Origin of the sequence: Streptococcus suis (assembly GCF_002964045.1) — a bacterium.
Lineage (GTDB): Bacteria > Bacillota > Bacilli > Lactobacillales > Streptococcaceae > Streptococcus > Streptococcus suis_U.
On record NZ_POPB01000550.1, the window covers coordinates 1 to 272 of the forward strand.

General features: G+C 34.9%; 1 pseudogene. It reads left to right on the forward strand.

Features of this window, described 5'->3' with window-relative positions:
- Positions 1-136: 136 nt before the first annotated feature.
- Positions 137-272: pseudogene (locus tag C1E99_RS12635) on the forward strand (asparaginase); the annotation flags it as partial.

Genomic DNA, 272 nt, shown 5'->3' on the forward strand with positions numbered 1-272 from the left:
TACTAACCATGCGATTGTCGGTCAATAAGGTACCATCAATATCGAAAAATACAGCCTTTATCGTCAACCAACTCACCTACTTTCTAAGAATTATGTTACAATTAGTATATCACACTTTGAAAGAAACTGAAAATTTATGAAAAAAATTCTAGTATTGCATACAGGTGGAACCATTTCTATGCAAGCCAATCATCAGGGTGAAGTTGCATCGAGTAAAATCAATCCAATGACCCAAATTGATAGCCCACTAGAAGAAATTCAAGTGACATCCT